Origin of the sequence: Campylobacter sp. RM12642, from assembly GCF_020137635.1 — a bacterium.
GTDB lineage: Bacteria > Campylobacterota > Campylobacteria > Campylobacterales > Campylobacteraceae > Campylobacter_E.
In genome coordinates this window covers 1-692 of the sequence record NZ_JACGAT010000080.1, presented here as the reverse complement: position 1 = coordinate 692, position 692 = coordinate 1, and the positions used below count along the sequence as shown (strand labels likewise).

At 22.5% G+C, this 692-nt stretch carries 2 protein-coding genes; both read right to left on the bottom strand.

Going from position 1 to position 692, the window contains the following annotated elements; genetic code table 11:
• Nucleotides 1–12: 12 nt before the first annotated feature.
• A complete protein-coding gene (locus AVBRAN12642_RS09765) occupies nt 13–402 on the bottom strand; it encodes a hypothetical protein (RefSeq protein WP_239803174.1) in 390 nt (129 codons plus the stop codon).
• Nucleotides 403–412: 10 nt separating this feature from the next.
• Nucleotides 413–628 carry a hypothetical protein gene (locus tag AVBRAN12642_RS09760; RefSeq protein ID WP_239803173.1) on the bottom strand — a complete coding sequence of 72 codons (216 nt, stop codon included), beginning with the start codon at nt 626–628 and terminating at the stop codon, nt 413–415.
• Nucleotides 629–692 lie beyond the last annotated feature (64 nt).

Sequence of the window (692 nt, the reverse complement as noted above, 5' to 3'; positions counted from 1 at the left end):
AATTAAAGTATTTTAATTATCATCTAATAAATCTATATTTATATTTTCTATGTCAACATAATTTATGAAATTACCATCAGAATCAATATTAGCTAATTTACCGCCTTGTGTGCCTATTCTTTTTAACTTTAATACTTCTTTAACATATCTTGCAAGCTGTTTATCTGTAACCATAACTTCTAAATTATTTTTTAGTAATTCAATTATTTCTTTATATGTTTTACCACATTGTAATGCAATAATTATTACTTCTTTGATTTCATCAAATATTTTAAAACGCATTTCTTCGTTATATGTTTCTATTTCATTCTTTAAAGCTTGTTTTAATTTGGGTAATTTTTTCTTAATATCGCTTATGTTGGCTTTATGTAACGGTGTAAGTTTATTATTTTCTTCTTTCATATTTTTCCTTTTACAGATCCTTAATGCTTAACTCGTTTATATCTATATGCTTAATAAATTTTCCTTCATCATCAATATAAGCAAATTTTCCACCATTGCCTCCAAATCGTTTAATTTTTAAATATTCTTTTAAGTAATCAGAAATTTGTTTTGCTAAAAGATCATTATTTTTTATAACAATAGAAGTATCATATATTGATTTAAGTTTTACATTATTATCTTTCATATAAGCTCCTAATTTTCACTAACCTAATATCTTTTCTTAAAGACAAAATAAATAAAACTAATGG

Coding starts and splice junctions, on each gene's coding strand:
- AVBRAN12642_RS09760 (WP_239803173.1), bottom strand. CDS start 628: ATGAAAGATAATAATGTAAAACTTAAATCAATATATGATACTTCTATT.
- AVBRAN12642_RS09765 (WP_239803174.1), bottom strand. CDS start 402: ATGAAAGAAGAAAATAATAAACTTACACCGTTACATAAAGCCAACATA.